We start from the raw sequence: 20,288 nt of genomic DNA on the forward strand, positions 1-20,288 counted from the left end.
CTACTCCGTAAAAAGCTGGAGGTTGATGTTGAGGCGTTCGAGTTTTCTGCCGATCTCTTCTTCTCTTGCCCTGGTCGTATTGACGAGCCCCTCCGGTGCTTTCATGACGAACTCACTGTTTGACAGTTTATCAACGAGTCCTTTCCTCTCCCTCATAAGCTTTGCGATGGCTTTCTCAATCCTTTCCCTCTCTGCCTTGAAATCAAGTACCCCCTTGATGGGAAGAAAGATGTCTGTATCCTCTGCAACCGATGAGGCCTCGTTTCTCACGACAGCACCGTCAGGCAGATAATCTATACTTTCAAGCCTTGCCAGGCGTTTAACGACTGTCTCCATTTTTTTAACCTTCTCGAGCATGCCCCCTCGTAACCTCACCTTGGCAAAGTATCCCGGAGGGATGTTCAGTTCTCTCCGAAGATGTCGAACGGCCCGTATGAGAGAAATCAGGTAGTTTATTTCCGCCTCTGACTCCTCATCAGCGGTACTTTCATCGAATTCCGGAAACTTTTCCAGGAGCAGGCTGCCCCTTTCGCCCGGCAGGGAGTGCCAGATCTCCTCCGTAACGAATGGAATTATCGGATGAGCGAGCTTCAATACTGTCTCGAAAACAAAGACGAGGATTTTCTGCTTTCTCTCCCTTTCCCGGTCGCCCATATCCCCGGTGAGGTACGGTTTGGATATCTCTACGTACCAGTCACAGTATTCATGCCAAAGGAACTGATAGATCAAACCCGCCGCCTCATTGAATCTGTATTCGTCGAAAGCTTCCGTCACCCCTCGAGCCGTCTTGCCCAGACGACTCAAGATCCAGAGGTCTTCAACGCAATCAGGTTCCGGCTCCCCTCCCTTGAACCCACCGAGGTTCAAGTGAATAAAGCGTGCCGTATTCCACAACTTATTGATAAAATTACGATACCCTTCGATCCGCTCCTCCGACATCTTGATATCCCTTCCCTGTGCTGCGAGAGCCGTTAGCGTAAACCTGAAGGCATCGGTTCCATACTTTTCCATGACTTCAAGAGGGTCGATCACGTTACCCCGCGTCTTGCTCATCTTGTACCCCTCGACGTCCCTCACGAGGGCGTGGATGAACACATGCCTGAAGGGAACATCATCCATGAACTCGAGGCCCATCATCATCATCCTGGCAACCCAGAAAAAGAGGATGTCAAAAGCCGTCACGAGAACGCTCGTGGGATAGTAAACTTCCAGTTCCCTCGTCCTGTCGGGCCATCCGAGGGTCGAAAAGGGCCAGAGGGCAGAACTGAACCAGGTATCGAGAACGTCCTCCTCCTGGGTCAAACGCATACTTTTGCACTGCCCGCACCTCTCAGGATCCTCAAGCTCCACCGTGACTGCCCCGCACTCTTGGCAATGCCATGCGGGAATTCTGTGGCCCCACCAAATCTGCCGGGATATACACCAGTCTTTTATGTTGTACATCCATTCGAAATATGTCTTCTCCCACATCTCCGGGATGATGGAGGTCCGGTCTCTCTTCACTGCATCAATCGCCCTTTCGGCAAGAGGAGCCACCCGCACAAACCATTGCAGGCTCACCGTGGGTTCAACGACAGTCTCGCAACGATAACAGCATCCCACGTTGTGCGTGTAATCTTCTACCCTGTCAAGAAGCCCTCTCGCCTCGAGGTCTTTTATGACGGCCTTTCTGCACTCTATTCTGTCGAGCCCTCTGTAACTTTCGCCCGCATCCTCTGACATGCTGCCATTTTCGTTGATCACCTTGACAAATGGAAGGTTATGAATTCTGGCAACCTCAAAATCGTTAAAATCATGAGCGGGGGTAATTTTAACTGCCCCCGTTCCGAATTCAGGATCTACCATCTTATCCGAGATGATGGGGATTGTTCTTCCCGTCAGGGGAAGACTTACCTTCTTTCCATCCCATCCTGCAAACCTCTCGTCAGAAGGATTGACAGCAACTGCCGTGTCTCCGAGCATCGTTTCCGGCCTCGTCGTGGCAACGAGCACATCTGCCCCCTGTTCTCCCGGATACCTTATGTAATAGAGCTTTCCGTGCACCGTCTTGAAATCCACTTCAAGGTCCGACAGAGCTGTATGACATCGTGGACACCAGCTCGTCATGTAATTGGACCGGTATATGAGTCCCTTTTTAAAGAGCAGCACGAAAGCGTGCCTCACGGCACGTGATAATCCCTGATCCATCGTGAATCGCTCTCTCGACCAGTCACAGGAGGCCCCGAGGCGCTTCAGCTGGTTGGTGATGGTGTCGCCGCTTTGCTCCTTCCACTGCCACACTCTCTCAAGGAACTTTTCCCTCCCCATCGTCTCCCTATCCAATCCCTCATCTGCCAGCAGCTTCTCGACAACGTTCTGGGTGGCAATCCCCGCGTGGTCGGTACCGGGAAGCCAGAGCGTGTTGAAACCCTTCATATTCTTATATCTCACGAGTATATCCTGCAGCGTGACGTTGAGGGCATGGCCCATATGAAGTGAGCCGGTAACATTCGGCGGAGGAATGACGATTGAGAAAGCACTTTTTTCTGAATCGACCCTGGCCCTGAACAGCTCCTCGGCCAACCAGAACTTCCCCCATTTCTCTTCCACGGCAGCAGGGTCGTAAACTTTCTCGAATGCGGAATTTGCCATCGCCGCTAACACCTCTTCGTTTTGCTGGATTTAATCAGGCGCAAAGATTTTAATCTGTGTGCTCGATTTCTTCCCTGATTCGCTTTATCTCTTCCTGGATTATTTGGCCGGCCACTTCCGGAACGACGGATGCTGAAACCTCTTTGATCACAGAGATTATTTCGCTCTTCAGGTTTTCCATGATCTCGGGGAGCACTTCCCAGAGAATTTTTTCCGTGGTGCCGGAAACGAGATTCTTGAGTTCGCCGCTGAACTCGTCCGAGGAAAACGCTTCTCTCAATTTCTCCTCATATTTTTCACGGGAACCGATCGGTTCTGCCTTCTGTGGGGCTGCTTTCTTTAAAATCCCGTGTGCTTCGAGATCATAGCCAGATGAAATTGGAAACTCGTCCACGTCTCGAACAATTTCTTCCATCATCTTGTCCTCTTCATCCATCTTCGTCACTTCCTCTTCCTCCCCACCCGGAGAGACAGGTTCGGGAAGGGGTTTCTCTCCATCATCATTTTCAGCAGCTTCCCGCACGTATGGGTCAGCATCGCTGAGATCAGCAAAGTCTTCAACCGGGGCCATTCTTTCTTCCCCGGCCTCCATAACAACCTCTCCTTCACCGCTGAGTTCCTGCTGCACCTCCATCTCCAGACCACCCATGACTTCATCGAATTCATATTCCCGGGCCTCTTCATCCCTTTCTTCCTCATCCCCGGCGGCCCTCACTTCATCCAACGGCTTTTCCTCAAAGAATTCTTCTTTTCCCAGCTCATCCTCTCCGATGTCATAGTCCTCAAAGCTCTCCACATCGGGCAAATCAGATTCGGTAATCAGTTCGGTGACAAAGGGCTCCTCCGATGGGCTCTTTTCCACGCCTGCACCATCGAGCTCCACCTCTTCAAACACGTCAGAAAAATCCCACCCTTCCTCGACGGCTTCCCGTCTTTCTGTTTTTTCCTCTTCTGCAGCCTCCACTTTATCCCTCAACAGCTCCCCCACTTTGTCGAGTAGTTCCTGAGAATCGAAGGGCTTGAAAATAACCCCATCGGCACCGGAACTCCGGAAAAGATCCTCATCGAAGGGCTCGATCGAGCCGGCCAGGAGAATAATCGGTATCGATGACAGGCTCTGTTCCTTCTTTAGTTCCGACACCGCCTCGTACCCATCAACATCAGGAAGGGTCAGGTCACAGATGATGAGTTCCGGATTCAGCTCACGGGCCATGCCTTTCAAGTCTTCTCCCCTATCGATGTAGGTAACCTGGTATCCGCTCCGAAGAAAAGCGAGTTCAAATACTCTTTGTATCGTTAAGCTATCCTCTGCTATGAGAATTTTGGCTTTCATTTTTCCCCCGAAATTCATCCTATTTTCGTCTCATTTTATTTTTTTTGAACACCTTTTTCAACCAAAAGGAAATCGACCCTCCCTTTGAGAGGATCACTCTCTTTTACCACGATGGTCACCCTGTTTCCCACTGAAAAAGTTTTTCCGAAATATCGTCCTTTGAGCGAGAACCCTGCCCCATCCATGAAATATATATCATCCGGCAGATCGCCGATATGAACGAGCCCTTCGACAAAAACATCTTCTAAATCGATAAAAAACCCGAAGGGGTGCACCGAAGTGATCAACCCGTTAAACCGCTCCCCCACTCGACCGACCATATAAAGAGCCTTCAATTTATCGATCACGTCTCTTTCCGCCTGTTCCGATTCCTTCTCCCTTTTTGACAGGAAATCGGCAATCTGATCAAGATTTCCCGCGATGCTGGCAGGGTAATCTTCGCATGACGTTTCCCCGAGTGCATACTTCAGGACGCGGTGGACCATAAGGTCCGGATACCTTCTGATAGGGGATGTAAAGTGGGTGTATTTTTCGAACCCAAGACCGAAGTGCCCCTGGTTCACCGGCGAATATCGTGCCAGCTTAAAGCTTCTCAGCAAAACACGGTTAAATATCTTCCCGTATGTTTTATCTCTTACATAATCGAGCATTTTCTGGATGGAAGCATCATTTACGGTCATTTGGATTGAGAGATCTCTGTCGAAATTTGAAGAAAATTTAAAAAACTGTTTCATCTTGACGGGATCGGGGCGCTCATGCACCCTGTAGAGGATCTTCAAATTTTTCCCGTCAAGGTACTCTGCAACCAGCACATTTGCAAGAAGCATAAATTCCTCTATTATCCTGTGCGAAAAAAGACGCTCTTCCTCCACTACCTTTTCGATGTCCCCGACAAGGGAAATGAGCACCTGGGATTCGGGAAGATCGAAATCCAGTGAGCCCTCCCTGACCCGTTTTCTGTATAGCACCTCTGCGAGCCCCTTCATCATAACGAGCATCTCCCCGAGTTCATCGTGAAGGTGGGTTCCTTCCGTGTTGTCCAGAAAGCTCTGCACGTATTCATAGGTGAGTCTTTTCCTGCTCCGGATTACCGAGGGATAAAAATCAACGGCCACGACTTCTCCCTGCCTGTTTATTCGAGCATCAACGGTCACTGTCAGCCTGTTGACCTTTTCCCTGAGACTGCACAAGTCTGAGCTCAATCTCTCGGGCAGCATCGGTATAACCCTGTCGGGAAAGTAGACGCTCACCCCCCGGTTCATTGCTTCCCTGTCAAGGGGTGTATCATACTTGACGTATTCGCTCACATCTGCGATCGAAACAAGAAGCCGGAAATTCTCGCCATCCTTTACCAGACACACGGCATCGTCGAAATCGCGGGCGGTAATGCCGTCGATCGTTACAAAGGGGCAACCGGTGAGGTCGACTCTTCCACGCGTTTTTGAGCGAACACGGGCAGGGAGGGATGAGGTTTGCCGCAGCGCCTTGCTGTCAAAATCCCTTTCCATCCCGTAAAGATGTATAGTCGACAGGGTAATCGCTTCTACATCGGGAACCTGTCCGATTTTCCTCACGACCCTGACACCCCTTTTGTGACCCCGTTTGGCCTTTCCCTCAATCACCCCTTCAACCACGTCTCCTTCCCTGACACCCTTTACGGAGGTGGAAAAAACATCGAAGTGGTAGGAGAACTTCTTGTCCTCAACCTTCAGTACCGGCCCGCCCCTGCCGCGAGAATACCTGCCTACGACCTTTTTCATTCCCCTCTCTATTACCTCTGTTATCCGCCCTGAAACCCGCGTGGCCATGCGGGCCCTGTCCACCTTCACTTCCACGAGGTCATTGTGAAAGGCATTGCCAATCTTCCCTTTCGGGATAAAGACATCTTTGTCGAGACCGTCAACGGTCACGAAACCAAAACCGGAAGGGTGCATCTGTAACCTCCCCTCGAAACGCACGGAAGGCGACACTGCTGCAAGCCTCCCCTTTCCCGCACGCCTCACCTTCCCTTCATCTATCAGCTCAGCAACAAGGGACCCGATTATTTCCGGCGTCAAATGGTCGTCGCCCATAATTTCTGAGAGTTCTTTCACTGCAAGGGTTTTTCCTTCAACCCGTTTCAAGGCCTGAAAAATCCCCCTCTTCATTCTTTCCCTCGCCGCCCGCCTGCCACTTCTTTTTTTTCTGCTTCTCCTCATTCGATCCTCAGCGTCTGCAAACCTGTCTTTAATGGATGTTTTCTTTTCTCTGGTCCAAATCCACCGCCATCAGTTAAAAAGTCTCCCCTCGTATCAAAACAAACAAATTGACAATGATGGTCATGCTATTATTATAGATAATCCGGGTTTAATTGTGCCGAAGTGGTGGAACTGGCAGACACGCCAGATTCAGGGTCTGGTGGGGAATTGTCCCCGTGCGGGTTCGAGTCCCGCCTTCGGCACCAAATTCTTGAAACAGCTTCCGGATAAACAAATCTTGCTTGTGTCTTTGGCCAAACATTCTGGTTTTTAGCTGGAATGTGGGCGGGGGGACTTTTTAATTTTCTGACTTCCTCTTCTCCTCTGCTATCCACTCGCGTATCTGGACGAGGACCCGGTCGCTCTCTTTCTCGTCCGATATCACGATCAGCTCGACAAGTTTTCTCATCAGGTCGATATACGCGGTGTTGAGTTTTTCCATGTCAATCATTTTTTTCTTCAGTTCCTCCACTTCCTCTATGAGGCAGGTGGTAATCTCGTCTATGTCATCTATTAGCTCACCCTTCTCAACTTCGGTCATTTCGAGGGCGGACTTTCTATATACATACCTGAACTCACCTTCTCTCCTCTTCTTCTCCTTCAGCTTCTTCACAATTTCATCCAGGCGAATGAGATCTGCCATGCCAGTCCTCATATTTTTTTTACTATATTAAACGAATAAAAATTAAAATCAACAGTGAATTTTCCGCTGTGAGAAAAGAGGCTGGCCTTTTTCACACTTCCCCGTCTAGTCTTGCAAGGCCCAAACTTCTGGCGAGGCCAACAGCCCTTCTCCATTCTTCGGGGGTTATGCGCCTCGACAAATTTTCATGGCTTCTCGCAAGGTAACAGGGATAATATTGATCCATAAGGTTAAGATAGGTGTTCGGGCTTATCTCATCTGATATAAATTCGAGCACTTTTTCTGTCCCGGAAAGAAATTCTGGCAGGAGAAGATGCCTTACCAAGAGTCCCTTCAATGCGATGCCTTCCCTGCTCAGTTTCAGATCCCCTACCTGCCTGTGCATCTCCTTTACCGATTCTCTGGCATGTGTCGAATAATCTCTGGCACCTGTCAGGTTGAAGGCTATGTCGTCGTCCATGAACTTGAAATCGGGCATGTATATATCGATGATTCCATCGAGCACCCTGATCGACTCAACATACTCATAACCGCCGCAATTATAGACAACGGGAAGGGAAAAACCTTTTTCCAGAGCGATTTCAAGAGCATTTATTACCTGGGGAATAACGTGTGTGGGCGTTACCAGGTTGAGATTGTGACATCCATAGTTCTGTATCTTCAGGAATATGGAAGCCAGTTCGGACGCGTCCACCGGGGTTCCCCTACCAAGGTGGGATATGTCGTAATTCTGGCAGAATATACATCCGAGGTTGCAATTGGCAAAAAATACCGTTCCGGACCCATGTCTGCCAACCAGAGGGGACTCTTCCCCGAAATGGGGACCAAAAGAAGATACAATTGCGCTCTCTCCCGTCCTGCAAAAACCCAGTTCACCCTCCAATCGATTGACGCGGCAATCCCGGGGGCAGAGGGAGCAACTCGTCAGTCGCTGATAAAGCATCTGTCCCCTCAGGGAAAGTTCATCCTTTCCAAACGACCTGTAGGAAGGATAGTCTTGTTTGCTCATGTCCTGTTTACCAACCTGCTATTGTCTTTGCTCACCGGTTTTTAAGGATCGCGATTGTAAACTGCGCACCCTTCTTAGATTCTCAACTGACATATATCGACGCCCCGAATTGTTTGGCTAACTGGCGTGAGTCGGGCAAGCCGAGACCGAGCCTGTAACTTTCCCCCTTCGTTGTAAACCCGGCCTTGAAGATCATCTCTCATAGTTCGGCTCGTACGCCCACCCCCACATCCGAGACGGTTATTTCTATTGTACCATCTGTATCACGGCTGACTGCAAGAGTCTGGCACCCAACCCCATCAGCCATCGATTCGGAGGCATTGACCATGACATTGAGCAACATGAGGGCAAAATCTTTCCGCCTGCCGTGCAAGAACAGCTCCTCATCGGGAAGGCCTATTTTTAGTCCGACACCATTCTTTCTTAGCTGGTACCCCGCAAATGTTATGATTTCATGTATGGTCTCTTTTATTTCAAACAGTGTATCCTCTTCCTGTCCCCCGGCAAAACAGGAATGTTTTTTCTTTATCCGGGATATCTTGCCTGTGCATTTAACTATTATTATTAAGTAATTTAAGCCAGCTTAGTTCATCCATTGGATTACTTCTTGCGAGCTCGGAATATCCCAGGGCAACACTCAGATTATTTTCAACCTCATGGGAAACACCGGGGATAAACCCGCCGAAGGGATAGAGCCGGCACCAGGAGATCAACCTCTGATCTACCTTCATATTCTCCATACCATGGCGACGCTGACAATGCAAAGTAGGAACCGGTTCGTTTGGCAGCTTCTCCCACCCTATCCCATTCAAGCATTCGCCAGGATAACCCTGTTTTTCCCCTTTTTTTTGGCGTGGGACATCGCGTCGCTTGCCGCTTTTTTGAGGGAATTCATATCTGTGCCGTGGTCCGGAAACGAAGCGATCGCGGCACTCACCGTAGCACTTTTCCCCTCGAAATCGCAAGACTCGATACCAGTTCGGAGTCTCTCAGCAATAACCCCCGCCTGAACCGATGATGCTTCCGGAAGAATAACCGCAAACCTCCCTCCTTCCATCCGGCAGGGGATATCTATATCATACTTCCGGATGGAATCGCTTCTCCTGATATTTTTTTTGATCAATTCAGCAACACCGGCAAGGAGGATGTCACCAGCCTCGTAGCCATAGGTATCGTTGAGCTTTTTGAAATCATCGACATCGAGAATGAGGAGGGAAAATATTCTTCCATACCTCTTTGCCCTTTGAATCTCGGAGTTGAGACGAATGTCTAAGTGCCAGCCTTTATAGAGTCCGGTTAGATGATCGACGATATTCATTTTCCTCATTATCTCTTCTTCTCCTCTCAATTCCCTCATCATGTAATACCCAATCCCCGACACCGACAGGCATACCACCGAAACCCATGCCCACTTGATCATCCCGTACTGGAAGTTTTGTTGCAGGAGATTGTTGACAAAAGGCATCTGCACCGAAGGGATAATCCCGGAAAACTCGGCAACCAGGAGACACCCGTAAAGGATCGATGCACCGATACCCACCGTCCAGGCATCGTAAATCCTCTCCCCGAGAAATACTGCTTCAACGATGAGGACGAAATACATTACCCAGAACCAGGAAACAACCCCTCCGCTGAAATGGACAATGATGGTAACAAAGACGAGGTCAATCATTATCTGGATCAGGTTCAGGTAACGGAAATTCATGAACCATCGGTAAGAATAGTGGCAAAAGGCATTATACGCCACGGCAATGATAAACGCGGCAACGGGAACCGCTTTTTCAATTGGCGAGAGTTCAGACAGTCCTTCCAGCGTATAGAAAAAGGTCGCATACAAGCCATAGAGAAGCAATATCCCCAGAATGGCCCATCTCGTTTTAATGACGAGAACCACTCTTGTTCTCGCTTTCTTGATATTATCAATCTCTTCGGTTGATGGGACTTCCGAGGAAATATAGGTGTGCTTATTTCTTTTGGCCTGGGTCAAAGGGATACCCATCTTCGCTGATTATATAACTTTCGTCACAATCTCCCCGTATCCCGCGTTCTTCGCAGTGTACATGAGGGAGTCAGCAATATGAACAATATTATTTCTATCCGATGAGTCGTGTGTGCAAGAGGCTATGCCGAAACTGGCCGTAACGGTGATGTCTCCCCCCCTGCCGGTGTCGACCTGTAAATTTTTTAGACCCGAACAGATTCGCCTGGCTATTTGAAAAGCCGCGTCATGGTCCGTTTCGGGGAGCAGAATAGCAAACTCATCCCCCCCGTAGCGTGCAGCGATATCCGTTTTACGTGTATGGGCATTTATAACACCTGCAACCATTTTCAGGATCCTGTCTCCCGTAACGTGGCCGAAATTGTCGTTCACGAGTTTGAAAGCATCTATGTCGAGCATGATAAGTGTGAGGTTACGGCGGTACCGTGCCGCCCGTTCGAGTTCATAATCGAGCCGGGAGTGAAACGTTCCATGGTTGTAAAGCAAAGTGAGCGAGTCTCTCTCCGCCATCATCTTGGCATACTGGTACAGCTCTGTATTCTCGATGGCGATAGATATGGTGCGAACGAGCGTCTTCACCGTTCCGAGAGTTTCTGGATCGAAAGCATTCTCGTCCTTATGACTGATGTAAAAGACCCCAATCGTCCTGTCCCTTTTTTTGAGAGGAACGGCGATAACCGAACGGATGTCTCTTAAGTGCTTTCTCATCTGAATCTGTTCCGACGTCTGCTTTATGTCGGGAATATAAAGGGATTCGCCCGTGCTGTAGACCCTGCCCACAATCCCTTCGTTCTTCTTTATCACACGATCCTTGAAAATCGCCTCGAGGCCCTTTGAGTAGCTCACCGAAACAAGCCCATCTTTCTCGTCAACAAACAGGAAAATTGCCACCTCCTCGATACCGAGGTACCGCTTCATCGATTCAGGGATAGATTCGTACAGGTTTCCGCTCTCGGTGAGCAGGCTTATTGAGGCCAATATTTCGAAAAGAGCGTGTAACTCTGAAATTTTATACGTCAGGTGTTCTTTCGTTTCCGTTAATTCTTTTGTTATTTTCCCCGCTTCCTCTTTCAGCTTCCTGTTCTCATCGATAACGACATCTATCTCGTCGATATTCCTTTCAATCTTGAGCAGACTTTCCTCGAGGGCATCTTTTTCACCCTGAGCTTCACGCCCCGTGATATCCTTCCCGTGAATCCTTCCAATGTGCCCCTTTACCGTTTTCCTGAGACGGGAATACCTGAAATACACATACATCAGCAGTAAGAAGAGAAGCGAGTTCAGTATGAAGATGAAAAGATACATGTTCCCTGCCTGCAACATGATGCGTTTCACATCACCTCATTTATTCACTGAAAGGGAGCCTTTTGTCAATCCGTAATAGAATAATTATAACCTTTGACCACGGGTGTCCATTTGATCATCGTCGATGAATTATCGCTTTTATGTATTGACCTCAAACAACTATTTCGAGTATATTTACCCACTGATAAACAAGATCGGATAGGGCCATGCAGGACACCATACATTCTGCCGAAATGACCACGAGGCTTCTTGCATTCATCATCGACATGATTGTTTACATCGCCATTTTCTATGGGCTCGGGGGGCTCGGTCATTTCATCGCCATGATTTACATTCTTTTCAGAGACGGACTTTTCAGCGGTCAGAGCATCGGGAAGAAAATTCTGGGCCTAAAAGTCTCCCATGTCGATGGACGCAAAATAGGCTTCGTCGATTCCTCATTCCGAAATATCCTCTTCATCTTCTATTTTCTCGTGCCGGTTGCAATCATCGTGGAGGGGATGTTTGCCATAATGCATCCCAACAGGCAGAGACTCGGCGACCGGATCGCGGGAACGGTAGTCACAAAAAGGGAAGAGGAAATTCAAGCAGTCGCCTGACTGCATTCCATCAAAAGGCCGCCCCTATCGTAAAATGAATCTCAGATTTTGATTCACCCCTTTTTTTGTCAAGCTTGAATCCATGGTCAAACGACACGGGACCCACCGGCGTTACGTATTTAATCGAGTAACCTGCTGTTTCCCGCAAATCGAATCCGAACGCATCGATGTTTCTGAGCCAGACGCTTCCGGCATCAAAGAACAGGGCAAATATCAGGCTGTCCGTCAAATAGTATCTTGCCTCGGAATTCAGGTTTATCATGGAATCCCCTCCCACAGGAGAACCATCTACACCTATCGGGCCCAGCCTTTCTTCCTCAAACCCCCTTACCGTGGTTCTCCCTCCGAGAAAAAACCTTTTATCTATTGGCAACTCGCCCCCGTCAAGTGACTCTCCAAAACCTCCCCTTCCCGAAAGCGTAAATATGATGCGTTTTTTCAGCTTGAAGTACCCCACCGATTGAGCCGTAATCTTGAAATATTCCAGCTGGGAGCCGATGACGTCCGGTGACAGCTCACCAACGAGCGAATTAAACGTGCCGCCACGGGGATTGAATGGGTCATCTCTCTGGTCGAGAACGAAAATTGACCTGAAGAGGATCGATCTGTCATCCCTTACGTCCTCGGGAGATATTATGGCACCCGGAGAAACATCTTTTGTCCGTTCCCTGTTGAAGGTTATCTCAAAAGCAGTTGAGGACCTTTCCCAGAATTTTCTCGTGAGAGAGCCACCGAGAGAAATTTTTTCCAGTGTGAAACTCTCTTCTTCGGTGTTCTGGATCGTGAAATTAATCCCTCCCTCTATGTTCAAACCGAGAAACCAGGGTTCCGTTAAGTCCAGGGTAAATTTGCTCTCCTTTTCGGAAACAATGAGATTGCCGCTGATTTTACGCCCCAGGCCATCGATATTCTTGTGCGTGGCTCCTGCGCTTCCCCTGTATCCCGTATCGGTGCCCCAGCCGGCACCGGCTTCCAGGACGAGGGCGTCCGCTTCCTCAATCTCCATGAGGAGATTGATCTTTTTGTCCTCCCGATTCATTATTTTCCTTGTCTTCACGCTCCTGAAAAGCCCCGTCCTGTAAAGACGCTGCTGAAAATCTATCAGTGCAGATTCGCCGATAACATCCCCGATCAGGACGGGAAGTTCCCTGAGAACCACGTCTGAAGATACTTTTACGTTTCCTGTTATCACGATATTTCCGAGGGTGAACTGGTTCCCCTCGGTAATCGTATAGACGATATCGATATGAAGCGCCTCTTCGTCGGTTTTAAACGATACCGTTACCTTGCAGTCATGAAATCCCGCATCAAAATACATTTTCTGAATTTTCCAGGCATCGGCAAATGCGGCCACGTAATCGATCGGAACTTCAGGACGGTTCTTCAGTACCCGCCAGACCTCCCGGGTTGCAAAAAAAGATACTCCTTTCATTTCGATATTTTTGACGATATACCGGCTTCCCTCCCGCACGTCAATCTGGAGATTTAACTTTCCCTCCTCGATGCTTCTTACCTCACCTATGGAAAACCTTGCATTTGGAAAACCCTTCGACTGGTAGTATCCCCTCAAATTCTCCAGATCACTGTTGATTGTTTCCTCCCTGTAAATTCCCGAGCCGGTAAGAAAGGAAAAAAAGCCGCGCTCCGATGTGTCCATTACATCGATCAAGTCTTTCCGGCCCACGTTTTTGTTGCCGCTGAAATCGATACTATCAATAACCCCCTTTTTCCCTTCCTCGATTCGAACGGTGATCCTCCTCTGATCTTTTGAAAAGTCGACGTCCACCCGAACAAAGGGATATGCCTTGTCTATGTAGAACGAACTGATATTATCCTTCAGGGCCTCGATGATCCCACCCTCATAATTTACCGTTTCGGTAAAAATACCCGAAACACGTTTCAATTTTGCCGCGCTATAGTTTCTGTTGCCCACGAACTCGATGACATATCGCTCTCCCTCATCAATGTTGACCGCAAGCTTGATCCCGCCTTCACCTTTGATCAGCTCCGGCTCGCTTATTCTCACCAGGAGAAAACCACGTTTCTTGTATGCGTTTATGAGCCTGCCCACTTTCTCCCGGATTTTTTTGAGGTTTACCGACTGGCCAGTTATAATGCCGAGCCTCTCCATCACCTCCTCATCACTCATGTTTTCGTTTCCGCGAATATCAGCAAAGTTCAATATCGGCCTGTCACCTTCGTCGACCTGGATAGCAACCTGTCCTCTTCCGTCTTGCATGCTGCAGGCAACCTTGACATCTGCCTTCGTATTATAAAATCCATTCTCCCTGTAGAGGTTTTCCAGACTCCTCTTCAGATCCTCCGTCTCTACTTTCGTGAGCAGCTTTCCTTCCCTCAGCCTCAATTTTGCGATGACTTCTTTCCCGGAGAAATATTTCACCCCCTTTACCTGTATCGATGCAATCGAAACGGATGGCTCGAGGAAAAAAACCATATCAGCCTCATCCCCTTCGGATTCACCAAATACAGATATCCTCTTGAAGATACCCTTTGAGTTCAAACCGCTCAGTGATTTTCTCAGGTTCTCTTCCGTTATGATTTGGCCCTGCCTGACCGCGATGAGCGTTCCCAGTTCCAGATAGGAAATTTCAAAGGGGGAATCTACGGCGAATTTAATGCTTCTCGCCCTCTTACCCAGTATGTTCTCAGAAGAGAGAGCAGGGTGGCCGGAAAAAAACAACATGAATGTGGAAACAGCTGGTATGAGAAGTCGAACCTTCTTCCACCTCACCAGCGCTCACCGCCGAACAGTTTTTCACCTAATTCCGTGAGGCCGTGAAAACGTTTCTTGACCCGTAACTCACCCCCCACGTCTCCCTCACTGGCGGTGCCCCCGCCCGTCCAGTCACCCCTGAAATAGAGATCCTTGATGAGACGGAATTCGCCTATAACATTCGTTCTTCCCGATCCCACAAGGGATGTGGAAAAATCGATCGAAAAACTGTCTCCCAGTGTTTTTCCAATTACGACCGTAGGCTCTACCACGCCCGTAATAGGCGAGTAGTTCGACTCAACCGAAAATCTCTCGAAGCCGGTAAACGTCCTGATCCCCTCCTCTATCTGAGTCTTGAGGGGAGAAAGGGCAACGGTTGCGAGACCTGCCGTTGTAACCGACGATCCGTTCTCAGCATACTCCTCTGTGGTGACGCCAAGAGAAAGGAGGCTTACGATATCATTCTTGGAGAGAGGAGGTTCAGAATAGAGCTCAACCAGATAGTCATCGAGCCTTCCCGTGACTTCCACAAAAATAGTGTACTCTCCCTTTTCTGCCCGCGAAAAGGCATCGATGTTTGGGTTGTTGGAGAGGGGGTTGTCGAAATCCACGATAAGCCTTTCGATGGTATACTCTGTTCCCCTGAACTCGACCTCTCCCTCGATAGCTTCGAAGGTGCCTATAATTACCGGCCGGGTAGTGTCCCCGAGCAAACGGAAGCTTCCTCCGGCAATAGCTTCTGCAATATTATTCTTGATAAATATAGTCCCGTCGGAAATACATTCTATATCCAGATTTATTGCAAAGGCTTTTCCAACGGGGGCATTGAACTTTTCAATGTTCTTTTTCACATCAACGAGAATTTCCTCCGGATATATCGGCTCCGTGTAGACAGCCCTGTCAACGTAGATCTCTCCGCGCAAAAACAACCCGGTTACCGGTCCCAGCAACTCGATTGCTCCGTCGAGCCTCGAGGGCAACTCCGACGGATATGCAAGGTTGACGCCATAGAAATCCGCGTTAAACGAAAGATTTACCGGGACATCCTTTCGGATGTTTACCTCACCCGAACCCTCGAGCTCTCCACCCCCCAAAGTGGCGCTGATCGAGTCGAACAGTATCCTGTCCTTGAAGAACGTCAGTCCTGCTGTTACATCCTCCAGGGGGTGCTTGAATCCAACGAATTTGATGAATAAATCCTTACCTAACCCCTGACCCGACACCTCCACATCCGGGAACGTGCCCCTTATCTGAATTCCACCCGCAACCTTGCCGTTTATTTTTTCGAATACGCCCGAGACGATTGTGTGGACGAGACCGGCATCGTACTCACCCGTTAATAGGAGGTCAGCGAAACCGTTCAACCCAACCCTCCCCGAGAGGGAGAACACATTGTTGTTGGCTGATAGAGACGCACCGTCAAATATGAACTTCTCTTCCTCGAAACGGACAACGATCTTTTCACCCGTAACATTCTCCCCGGGAAACGCGAGATTTAAATTGCTCAGCACAGCCCTGCCCGTTCCCCCTTTCGGAAAAGAAACAAGGGGGCCTTCAAATTCAATCAAAAGATCAGATTCGACTTCGGCAAGTATGCTCGATGGCAATACCAGGGGAAACAAACCGGAACTGACCTGTCCTCCGATTGATAAAAACAGACCATCTTTTCTCTTCTCTACACGGGCGATAAGAGGTTGCCCTGATTTTGCGGACCTTATCTCCCATACCACACCTCCATCACGCTTCTGCCCCTCCACGTGATATTCAGGCAGGTCCCTCTCATATCGAGAGAAAACGGGAGTGGCTTTGAAATCCATTTTCAGCGATTTGGCTTTGAAAAAAATGTCCCATGGCGATTCCGAAATATCAAAGATGCTTTTCACACCGACCGCTGCGGAACCGGAAATATTGATGCCGAAGAATCCCAGCCTTTCATCATATGGTTTATCCGAGAACTTTATCGGGAAGTTATCGAAAGCTATGTTGCAAACAATATTCTGTACCTCGAGGTCATAATCCAAATCGAGATTCACGAGCTTATTGGAGGTGGAAAGTGAAAAAGAGAGAACATGCCCCTTCTTCGTCCCATCCAAAATGAGACCGGTAAGGTCTGCATCCTGGATAGATATCCGCTCGGATGAAAGGTGGAAATCCAGCAACTCTACCTCATCGCCGCTATATTTGAAAATAAATGCCCCATCGAGAGTCTCTCCTTTTACCAACTCTGTTTCATCGGAAATCAATCTGTTCAGGGTAACCGGGTCGATATCGGAAAAATTGCCGAGCAACTCTACCTGGTCTTTCCCGACGCTCCCCCGAGCCCGAAATCCCCCCCCGAAGGCCTTGAAGGAAATATCCCTTATGGTAAGCAGGCCGTCATCGTACCCGACATTCCCTCTCACTTCCTGCAAATTCATCCTGGAAGAGCGAAGTTGATCCGATGACAACTCTCCCCTGGCATTGACGGTATCCTTGCCGAGTAGGAGATTTCCATCGAAGGAGACATTCCCCGCAACGGGAAATACAATGGAAAAGCGCTTTACCAATGAGTCGTGTATTTCTTTTTCCAGAAAATTATCCGAAGTAAAGGCCCCAACATCAACATTTTCAGCTTTGAGGCTTCCCGTAAAGTACAGTTCCTTGTCGGGGAAGTAAGTGCCGGCAAACAACATGCTCCCAATAGTCGACGTGTAATCTGCGATAACCGATATGCTCCCTCCCAGAACTCCCGAAGCTTTTAAAAAAATATTTCCCGGCGGAAGCTCCCTGAATGAGAATTCTCTGAGGGAAAAACTCGACTCTATGAGCGGGTTGGAAAGATTTCCGGAAATGGAAAAATCACCCCTGATGGCACCTGACCTCGCAAAAATACCTCTCAAGCCGAGTGATTTTACCCTCGTGATGTCGATATCCCCCTTGATACCGGCAATCCTCTCTTTCATGTCGAGGCTTCCCTTCAGTGAGATCACGTTTTCTTCATCAGCAATGGTAAGTTCCCGCACATCGATACTGGGATTTTGAAAAATATCGGTTATCACAGAAAGGTTGTTGAGTGCAACGGGTTCGGCCCAGGTAATCCTCTCCTCCATCTCTCTCAGCACCAGACTGAATCCTCCCTCCATCTGGAGTGCCGACTGAAGTATCACCGTTCCCTTTTCAGGTGCTGAGAGAACAATACGCCCTTTCCCTTTCCCCTCTGCGCCAATTAATGAATCCTTGAATAAGATGTCCGTCAAATTGCCGGGATAAAAATCGATTATTTCGAACTCTCCTTTACCCTGGAAGCTCGTTATGTCAAATTGCACATCTCCGGTCAATTTTCCGAAGGGCGCACGCAGGGAAAGTTTGCTTACCGAGAACCTCCCGTTGTCGTAAATACACCTTGCGAAGGCGGTGCACTCGATTCCTCTGACAGACAAATCAAAAAATTCCGTATCGACGGAAAAACTGATCCTTCCCTTGCTCAACAGAGCCCTGCCGGAAAAGGAAACCCTGCCGCTGCGGACAATGTTATCAAAATTCCCCAGTTGATAATCCTGCACGATCTTTTCTGGATCTATATCGCCCGTTATGTGACCTTCCAGTTCATCCCTGTTCATGTCATAGCGACCACGGACCGACAGATTGCCATAAGGTGACTCCAGTCGCAATTTTTTAATGTCAACTTTATCGGTCAAAATGTGGGAGTTTACATGCAGTGATGATATCTTGACGGGGTAATCCTTGCCTCCTCGATTGATGGTGGCCGCAATCCCCTCTTTTCCGGATGTGTAGATAACCCCCAACCCTTCCCAGATATTGCCGCTGTAATAGAGTGACTTTACAGAAAGCTTTGCCTGGTTGATGTTTTTCCAGGGGCCGATAAACTCAAAATAACCATCCGTCAGTGTGAGAGTTGGAATCGTTGCTCTTTTTCTCTTTTTTTCACCCCGTCGCTCCGGTGAACCGGCGATCAGGTCCAGGATTTTCCTTTCTGCTACTCCCCGGAACTGTTCGAGCTTTAGACTCAGGGGCGATGCTCCGGGAATAATCAAATTCAAGGGCTTCACAGACAGATAGGATTTATTAGCAGCAAAAACGGGATTGCCCGATTCCAGGTCTGTAACGAGAACTCCCTCAAGGTATAACCTCGGTGGTAACAATTCGATTCTTGCTTCTTCATAACTCAGAGAATATCCGCTTGAATGGAGATACCGGTTCGCGGAATAGACCAGTCTGGCAAAAAGAGTCTCTCTTTGAAGAAAAAGGAGAATAAAAAGTATCAGTATAATGCCGGTCAGGGTAATGAGGCCGAGGAGAAGTATCTTTTGCAATCTCGACATTACAGCTTTGCCCGGTCAGGAGCGACCGCCAGGTAAAAGTGTCTGAGAGAGAGGTTGATAAGTCTGGAGCGGGCGACGGGAGTCGAACCCGCGACGTCAAGCTTGGGAAGCTTGCATTCTACCACTGAATTACGCCCGCCCATTTTGGTTTATACCACAGAAGCAGCAAAAAAACAATCTCGCTTCACGTCAGCTGTTTTTCAACCTTTCTGCCACATCCCGAAAGGTCTCATCGACCTCATATATCTGCATATACATCTTCTTCGCTTCCTCGCCCTGCCCCGTTCGATCGAGAATAGAAGCCTTCTGGTAAATGAGATCAAGCTGCGCCCGCTCGTCCTTCTCCCCTTTCTCCATCAGCTCATCTAAAATTGAAATGGCATCTTCGAATTTCTCTATGCTCTCATAACAATCCTTGAGCAACAGCATGGAGGGAAAATATAGATCGGGATCTCTGCTTGCAATAACAAACTCTCTTATGGATTCGTCGAAAAGACCCATCTCTTTGAAGGCAATGCCCAGGTTATAGCGTGCATTCAAATCCTCATCACCTATTTCCGTATCCACTTTCTCTCTCAGCTTATTGAGAACTTCTCCTATGTCTTCCTCTTTCTCCTCAGACGGTTTTTCATCTTCTTCCTTTACGGGCTCGAGCTTCTCACGCTCCTCCTCCTCATGCCTCAAGGTCTCCAGGTATTCCAAAACCGTTGAGAAATATCTCGGAAAATTCGCATCCGACTCTTTCTCCTCAAAGTAATGCTTCACCTCTTCAATCACCTTTTTCGTGCCGTCCTCCAGATCGGCGTCATCTTCTATTTTTCCAAGTACCGATAACCCTTTTTCCCTGAACCCCGATGATAACAATGAAAGAGCGTAGACCTCCCATATGCTCGATGTGTCATCCTGCTGCTCGGCTACCCCTTCCAGGAAGGAATGAAAGTTCTCCAGCTGCCTGTTGGATAAAATGTTTGGAACCGTTTTTTCGATAGAGGAAATTATTCCCAGGCTGTTTTTCTCTGCAAGACAATCTCTGATAACGAAGGTATGAATTTCCGGAATATCGCCGAAAACTTCGATGCAAAACTTTATAAAATCCAGCCTCGACTCTTGATCGTGGAAAAAACCCTTATCATCCATAATTTTCTTGAATTCATAAATGGCATCACCGGTAAGACCGTTGCTCATTAGAGCTGAGATCAACTGCTTCTCGGTTTCCAGGTTGGAGGGGTCTATCTTCAGGCACTGTTTCAAAACGGCTATAGATTTTAACCCGAACCCTCCCTTCTCAAAAAGCGCCGCGGCAGTATAATACTCTGAAATTGCCTCCGAGTATTCCCCTTTTTTTATGAGACGTTCAGCAAGCTTCTGATGCAATGTGGGATTGTGAGGAGAACTGTTTATCTTCTCTCTGAGCTCCTTTATTTCGTCAACCGGCTTGAATCTCTTCTTGATATTGTCAAATATACTCAATCCCGT

11 protein-coding genes and 2 tRNA genes are annotated in these 20,288 nt (G+C 48.5%); 2 read left to right on the plus strand and 11 right to left on the minus strand.

From position 1 onward, the window contains the following. Genes GTN70_02960 through rnr form a run of 3 tightly spaced genes read right to left on the minus strand, consistent with a single transcriptional unit; the run spans position 1 to position 6,162 of the window. Positions 1-2,631 carry a valine--tRNA ligase gene (locus GTN70_02960; protein NIO15953.1) on the minus strand — a complete coding sequence of 877 codons (2,631 nt, stop codon included), beginning with the start codon at positions 2,629-2,631 and terminating at the stop codon, positions 1-3. Positions 2,632-2,680: 49 nt separating this feature from the next. Continuing rightward, the gene (locus tag GTN70_02965) at positions 2,681-3,964 is read right to left on the minus strand and encodes a response regulator (protein NIO15954.1); all 1,284 of its coding nucleotides are present in this window, start codon (positions 3,962-3,964) and stop codon (positions 2,681-2,683) included. A gap of 35 nt (positions 3,965-3,999) precedes the next feature. After that, positions 4,000-6,162 (minus strand): ribonuclease R, encoded by a 2,163-nt coding sequence (gene rnr / locus GTN70_02970; protein NIO15955.1) that lies wholly within the window; start codon positions 6,160-6,162, stop codon positions 4,000-4,002. Positions 6,163-6,318: 156 nt separating this feature from the next. Between rnr and GTN70_02975 the strand changes: the two genes are divergently transcribed. Next, positions 6,319-6,407 (plus strand) — tRNA-Leu (locus GTN70_02975). Positions 6,408-6,499: 92 nt separating this feature from the next. On the opposite strand, the gene GTN70_02980 is transcribed toward GTN70_02975, so the two are convergent. The 4 genes from GTN70_02980 to GTN70_02995 all read right to left on the minus strand — a co-directional run bounded on the left by GTN70_02980 (position 6,500) and on the right by GTN70_02995 (position 11,187). Continuing rightward, on the minus strand, positions 6,500-6,844 hold the full coding sequence (locus GTN70_02980; protein ID NIO15956.1) for a hypothetical protein: 345 nt from the start codon (positions 6,842-6,844) through the stop codon (positions 6,500-6,502). Positions 6,845-6,935: 91 nt separating this feature from the next. Beyond that, positions 6,936-7,853 carry a radical SAM protein gene (locus GTN70_02985; protein NIO15957.1) on the minus strand — a complete coding sequence of 306 codons (918 nt, stop codon included), beginning with the start codon at positions 7,851-7,853 and terminating at the stop codon, positions 6,936-6,938. A gap of 808 nt (positions 7,854-8,661) precedes the next feature. After that, positions 8,662-9,840 carry a diguanylate cyclase gene (locus tag GTN70_02990; GenBank protein ID NIO15958.1) on the minus strand — a complete coding sequence of 393 codons (1,179 nt, stop codon included), beginning with the start codon at positions 9,838-9,840 and terminating at the stop codon, positions 8,662-8,664. 21 nt (positions 9,841-9,861) lie between these two features. Further along, on the minus strand, positions 9,862-11,187 hold the full coding sequence (locus GTN70_02995; GenBank protein ID NIO15959.1) for a diguanylate cyclase: 1,326 nt from the start codon (positions 11,185-11,187) through the stop codon (positions 9,862-9,864). Positions 11,188-11,363: 176 nt separating this feature from the next. Between GTN70_02995 and GTN70_03000 the strand changes: the two genes are divergently transcribed. Beyond that, complete coding sequence (locus GTN70_03000) at positions 11,364-11,756, plus strand: hypothetical protein (GenBank protein NIO15960.1); 393 nt, start codon at positions 11,364-11,366, stop codon at positions 11,754-11,756. Between the two features lie 10 nt (positions 11,757-11,766). On the opposite strand, the gene bamA is transcribed toward GTN70_03000, so the two are convergent. The 4 genes from bamA to GTN70_03020 form a co-directional block, all read right to left on the minus strand. Then, positions 11,767-14,508, minus strand: a complete 2,742-nt coding sequence (gene bamA / locus GTN70_03005; GenBank protein ID NIO15961.1) for an outer membrane protein assembly factor BamA — start codon at positions 14,506-14,508, stop codon at positions 11,767-11,769. Continuing rightward, the gene (locus tag GTN70_03010) at positions 14,505-18,812 is read right to left on the minus strand and encodes a hypothetical protein (protein NIO15962.1); all 4,308 of its coding nucleotides are present in this window, start codon (positions 18,810-18,812) and stop codon (positions 14,505-14,507) included. Before GTN70_03010 ends, bamA begins: the two co-directional genes overlap by 4 nt. A gap of 64 nt (positions 18,813-18,876) precedes the next feature. After that, positions 18,877-18,951 (minus strand) — tRNA-Gly (locus GTN70_03015). 50 nt (positions 18,952-19,001) lie between these two features. Further along, positions 19,002-20,282, minus strand: a complete 1,281-nt coding sequence (locus GTN70_03020; GenBank protein NIO15963.1) for a hypothetical protein — start codon at positions 20,280-20,282, stop codon at positions 19,002-19,004. Positions 20,283-20,288 lie beyond the last annotated feature (6 nt).

The sequence above is a fragment of the Deltaproteobacteria bacterium genome (assembly GCA_011773515.1).
In the GTDB taxonomy this organism is placed as follows: Bacteria; Desulfobacterota; Deferrimicrobia; order J040; family J040; genus WVXK01.

Bases quoted from the DNA above. Each gene is read 5' to 3' on its own strand.
- GTN70_02960 (NIO15953.1), bottom strand. From the start codon at position 2,631: ATGGCAAATTCCGCATTCGAGAAAGTTTACGACCCTGCTGCCGTGGAA.
- GTN70_02965 (NIO15954.1), bottom strand. From the start codon at position 3,964: ATGAAAGCCAAAATTCTCATAGCAGAGGATAGCTTAACGATACAAAGA.
- rnr (NIO15955.1), bottom strand. From the start codon at position 6,162: ATGAGGAGAAGCAGAAAAAAAAGAAGTGGCAGGCGGGCGGCGAGGGAA.
- GTN70_02980 (NIO15956.1), bottom strand. From the start codon at position 6,844: ATGGCAGATCTCATTCGCCTGGATGAAATTGTGAAGAAGCTGAAGGAG.
- GTN70_02985 (NIO15957.1), bottom strand. From the start codon at position 7,853: ATGAGCAAACAAGACTATCCTTCCTACAGGTCGTTTGGAAAGGATGAA.
- GTN70_03000 (NIO15960.1), top strand. From the start codon at position 11,364: ATGCAGGACACCATACATTCTGCCGAAATGACCACGAGGCTTCTTGCA.
- GTN70_03010 (NIO15962.1), bottom strand. From the start codon at position 18,812: ATGTCGAGATTGCAAAAGATACTTCTCCTCGGCCTCATTACCCTGACC.